This is a genomic window from Lachnoanaerobaculum saburreum DSM 3986, assembly GCF_000185385.1.
GTDB classification, from domain to species: domain Bacteria; phylum Bacillota; class Clostridia; order Lachnospirales; family Lachnospiraceae; genus Lachnoanaerobaculum; species Lachnoanaerobaculum saburreum.
Window position 1 is genome coordinate 2,448,414 of sequence record NZ_GL622296.1, and the last position, 5,167, is coordinate 2,453,580.

Below are 5,167 nucleotides of genomic sequence, written 5' to 3' on the forward strand. Positions count from 1 at the left end.
TATTGCTGTTGTAACCGCTCCCTGTGCATCTGTACCGGCATTAGGCTCTGTAAGTGCAAAAGCTCCGAGTTTTTCACCCTTTGCAAGCGGAATCAGATATTTCTCCTTTTGAGCCGGTGTACCGTACATAGCAATCGGGTCTGCACAAAGTGATGTATGTGCAGAAACAATAACAGCCGTTGTAGCACATACTTTTGCGATTTCCTCTACACACATAACATATGCCAGAGAATCGGCTCCCTGACCGCCAAACTCCTTTGCTACAGGAATTCCAAGAAAACCGTACTTTGCCATCTTATTTACGGTCTCTCTTGGGAATATTTCTGTTTCATCTACCTCTATTGCAAGAGGTTTTACTTCCTTTTCGGCAAACTCCCTAAAGAGGGTTCTTGCCATCTCATGTTTCTTGTCTAAAGTAAAATCCATGAATAATACCCTACTTGAATAAATCCAAGTGCAAACTTAAATAGTGAAAGTCTTTGTTTGCATTATCCTTTCTTAGTTTTCTTTCACCTTTATATATAAACAAATGTAAAATGATCTTTTACAACTATTATCACTCCTGAAACTCTATGAATTAATAAAGTTCTTTTCTTTTCTCTTCTCAAGGAAAGAACTCATACCTTCTATCTGATCATGTGTCTCAAAGCAACTTCCAAATAGTTTCTCTTCAATAACTATAGCATCATCCATTTTAACATCAAGTCCATCATTTATAGCTTTTTTACATGCCCTGACAGCTATAGGTGCATTTTTCGCAATACCCTTTGCCATCTTCTTTGCTGTTTCCAAAAGCTCTTCTTGTGTGTATATGGCATTTACAAGCCCTATTCTTAATGCCTCATCCGCTTTTATATTCTTTGCTGTATAAATCAACTGCTTTGCCATTCCGGGTCCAACTAAACGAGCAAGTCTTTGAGTCCCCCCAAATCCCGGTGTAATGCCAAGTCCTGTTTCAGGTTGCCCAAATACTGCATTATCTGAACAGATTCTTATATCACAGCTCATTGCAAGTTCACATCCACCACCAAGTGCATATCCGTTTATAGCTGCAATAACAGGTATTGGGAATGTCTCAATTTTCCTAAATATATCATTTCCCTTTTTCCCAAAAGCTTCTCCTTCAGTTTTACTTAGCTTACTCATCTCTCCAATATCAGCACCCGCTACAAAAGACTTGATTCCTTCTCCTGTCAATACAACTGCCCTAACAGCATTTATGTCAATATTATCAAAACAATCACCTATTTCATCCAATACGGAAGAATTTAGAGCATTCAAAGCTTCCGACCTATTGATGGTAATGATACCTATCATTTCATCTTGCTCATACTTTACAAAATTCACAAACAATACCTCCTTTTAATAATATTTACAGTGTATTACGTATATGCACATCCTATATCACCTTATAACATAAATTAATAACTACAACATATACTAAACAATACCAAAACTGGCAAAAATTATTATTATTGTAACAGCTATCAGCGGAATTATTACTGTACACATTCCAATATCTGCATATGACTCTTTATGTGTCATTCCTGTAATTCCAAGTAATGTGATAACTGCACCATTGTGTGGCAATGTATCCATACCTCCACAGGCTATTGAAGCTACTCTATGAAGTACTTGAGGGTTAATCCCCCTTGTCTGCGCTATCTCTAAAAACTGCTTTCCCATTGTCTCTAATGCAATTGATAATCCACCTGATGCTGAACCCGTAACACCTGCTAAAACCGAACTTGATACAGCCGTACCAATCAATGGATTGGACGATATACTTACGATCCCGGCACTGATAATCGCAAATGCAGATAAACCTGCAATAACATTTCCATATCCTGTTTCTGAGGCTGTATTAAATATTGCTAAAAAAGACCCGTTAGTTCCGATAGTAATAGTCTTTACCACATCCTCAAATCTCTTAAAATTAAGTATAACAGTTATAATAATTCCGACAAATAAAGCAATAATCAAAGACCAGTTTCCGGTTACAGCTTTTAAAGTTGTCTTATATGGCTCCCCCTCCAAATAACCGCCATCAATATTTGGATAAATCACTCTGGATAAAATGTAATTAATTACAAGTACCGCAATAATAGGTGCAAGTGCTACAGCAAATGGAGGTAAACTTTTTTTCTCATCACTTGTTTTAAAATGCTCATTGTGCTCCCCATATCCTTCACCTTTTTGCTTAGCTGTTTTAGCACGAAATGAAAGCCAAAACATGCCAAGCCCAAACATCACGATTGTAGCAATAATTCCAAGTATTGGAGCTGCAAAAGCATCTGTTCCAAAATACTTCATCGGAATAGCGTTCTGAATTTGAGGTGACCCCGGAACTGCCGTCATTGTATATGTGAATGCTCCCAATGCTATTGCACCAGGCAAAATTCTCTTTGGAATATCAACCTCTTTAAAAAGCTTCGCTCCTATCGGATATATCGCAAAAGCAACAACAAATAACGAAACTCCACCATAAGTTAATAGCGAACAGGATAATACAACAGACAATATAGCCATATGGCTACCTAATTTTGCAGTTATAAAACCGGAAATGGAATCTGCTGAACCTGAATCCTCCAACATTTTTCCAAAAATTGCCCCCAGTAAAAAGATAGGAAAATAATTACGAACATATTTCCCAAGACTGGCCATAAATACTTCTGTATAATGAGCCATTAAATGTGGATCTTCTCCCATTGAAATAGTACCTATAACTACAGCAAGTAGTGCTAAAAGTGGTGCAACAGCAACAACTGAAAAGCCTCTAAATGCAAGGTACATAAGAAGACCAAGTGATAGAATAATTCCTAATATTCCAATAATTTGCATTTTTATTCCTCTTTTTTTAATTTTATATATTCTTAAGTTCCAAGCTCATTAAAGCATCTCTAAAGATCCTTTCATCCATTATCTCCAATTTCTCCGGAATAATCGGTATGAAATCCATATTTCCAAGAATGTCTCGTTCAAGGTCTACGCCCGGTGCTATTTCTATTAACATAAGACCTTCCTTTGTCAACCTAAAAACACACCTTTCTGTAATATATAAGACTTCCTGTTCTGTTTCATTAGCATATTTTGCGGAAAAAGTTATTTGTTCAACCTTCTTGACAAATTTCTTTTCCCTACCTTCTTCAAGAATAATAAGTTCTCCATTTTCAACTTTTTCTTTTAATCCGCCTGCAGTGAATGTACCACAGAATACAATTCTCTTTGTGCTTTGCGAAATATTAATAAAACCGCCACATCCGGGAATCTTCGGTCCAAACTTAGATACATTTATATTACCTTCTTTATCACACTGTGCTAATCCAAGGAATGTCACATCCAATCCACCACCATCATAGAGGTCAAATTGTATATCCTGATCTATGATAGACTGTGGATTTATTACTCCACCAAATTTTATACCTCCAAGTGGTACTCCTCCGGTTATTCCCGACTCCACACTAAGCGTAATTTTATCACCTTGACCTTCTTCATTAGCAACTGCACCAACAAGTTCAGGAATTCCAATTCCTAAGTTAACTAAAGAATATGCGTGTATCTCCATTGCACCTCTTCTGCCGATAACTTTTCTATTATCCAATTTTGGAGGTGCAACTCTATTAAGCAATGTCTTAGCATTTCCACAATAAGCAGGATTATAAACCTCACCAAAAACCTGATCATGATATGCATTTATATCGGTGCATTTAACAACAACATCTACAAGCACTCCGGGAATCTTTACCAATCTTGGGTCAAGGGTATTTGCACCTACAATATCCTTGACCTGTACAATAACTTTACCCCCATTATTCTTGCAAGCAATTGCCATATTTGTTGCATCAAGTGTAGCAACTTCTTCCTCTAAACTGATATTTCCATATTCATCAGCAAAAGTACCTCTTATAATTGCAAAATCAATTTTAGGTGCTAAATAATAAAGATATTCTTCCCCCTCAAGCTCTATCTTCTTAACCAGGTCTTCTTTTGTTATACTGTTTAACTTTCCACCATCTTGTGTCGGATCCACAAACGTATCTAATCCAATCTTACTAATTGTTCCTTTTTCTCCAGATGCTGATGAGCGAAACATATGTGAAATAACTCCCTGCGGAAAATTATATGCTTCTATCTTATTATCAAGAGCCAACTTCTGAAGTTTTGGTGCCAAATTCCAATGTCCACCTACAACCCTCTTTAAAAGACCTTCACCATTTAAGAGATTAAGAGCCCTGTCTTTCCCGTCACCTTGACCTGCAGCATAATAAAGTGTCAAACCTTTAGGTGTGTTTGTCTCTTCATATCTTTCTTTTATTTTTTCCTGAACCTCCTCTGCCGCACCTATACCGACAAACCCATTTATTGCTATAGTTGCATTGTCTGTAATTAAATTTGCCGCTTCCCTTGCCGTTAAGAATTGTACTCTCATTTACCGGCCTCCTTTTTTGGTGGTAGAACCATTGCAACCCCCTCTAATACAACCTCTCCATTTTGATTTACACAAACTGTCTTTAATTTTAAGAACTTATCCCTTATCTTTTCTGATACCTCTACTGTAGCTGTGACAGTGTCTCCAAAATAAACCGGTTTTGTAAATTTTAATTCCTGTCCCATGTATATAGTGCCTTCTCCAGGTAATTTCATTCCAAGAACAGTTGATACAAGACCAGCTGTAAGCATTCCATGTGCTATTCTCTTACCAAATATACCTTTTTTTGCAGCCTCCTCATTTATGTGTGCCGAATTTAAATCACCAATTATTCCAGCATATAAATACACATCTCCCTCTGTGATCGTTTTAGAAAAGCACGCTTTCTCTCCAATAACAATCTCGTCAATACTTTTTCCTGCCATAATATTGCCTCCATTAATTTTTATATTTTATTTCAAAGCACACTTTGAAACATTGTTAATGTAATTTATAACGAAGTATTCTCTTGCACTTCCATATTTAACTCTTTTATAATCACGTCAACAAAATAACATCAACATTATATATTTTTATCTAATATTGATAGCATTTTCATCTATTACTATTTAATGTTACCATATATATATATATATATCAATTACTTTTTTAAAAATATGTGAATTATATCATTTTATACTAATAATCTATTTTTTATCAAAGTTATTCTCTTTTATTTTATTTATAATATATATGTTT

Annotated in this window: 5 protein-coding genes; all 5 read right to left on the reverse strand. The window is 35.8% G+C overall.

The window, feature by feature from the left end:
• Positions 1-426 (reverse strand): acyl-CoA dehydrogenase family protein (locus HMPREF0381_RS11285; protein WP_008752107.1); only part of this gene is annotated, 426 nt, incomplete at its 3' end.
• A gap of 144 nt (positions 427-570) precedes the next feature.
• Positions 571-1,347, reverse strand: a complete 777-nt coding sequence (locus HMPREF0381_RS11290; protein WP_008752108.1) for an enoyl-CoA hydratase-related protein — start codon at positions 1,345-1,347, stop codon at positions 571-573.
• 93 nt (positions 1,348-1,440) lie between these two features.
• Positions 1,441-2,841, reverse strand: coding sequence for a GntP family permease (locus tag HMPREF0381_RS11295; RefSeq protein ID WP_008752109.1), 1,401 nt, complete (start codon positions 2,839-2,841; stop codon positions 1,441-1,443).
• 22 nt (positions 2,842-2,863) lie between these two features.
• A complete protein-coding gene (locus HMPREF0381_RS11300) occupies positions 2,864-4,429 on the reverse strand; it encodes an acyl CoA:acetate/3-ketoacid CoA transferase (protein WP_008752110.1) in 1,566 nt (521 codons plus the stop codon).
• Positions 4,426-4,854, reverse strand: a complete 429-nt coding sequence (locus HMPREF0381_RS11305) for a MaoC family dehydratase (protein WP_008752111.1) — start codon at positions 4,852-4,854, stop codon at positions 4,426-4,428. Before HMPREF0381_RS11305 ends, HMPREF0381_RS11300 begins: the two co-directional genes overlap by 4 nt.
• Positions 4,855-5,167: the final 313 nt, after the last annotated feature.

Bases quoted from the DNA above. Each gene is read 5' to 3' on its own strand.
- HMPREF0381_RS11295 (WP_008752109.1), bottom strand. From the start codon at position 2,841: ATGCAAATTATTGGAATATTAGGAATTATTCTATCACTTGGTCTTCTT.
- HMPREF0381_RS11300 (WP_008752110.1), bottom strand. From the start codon at position 4,429: ATGAGAGTACAATTCTTAACGGCAAGGGAAGCGGCAAATTTAATTACA.
- HMPREF0381_RS11305 (WP_008752111.1), bottom strand. From the start codon at position 4,854: ATGGCAGGAAAAAGTATTGACGAGATTGTTATTGGAGAGAAAGCGTGC.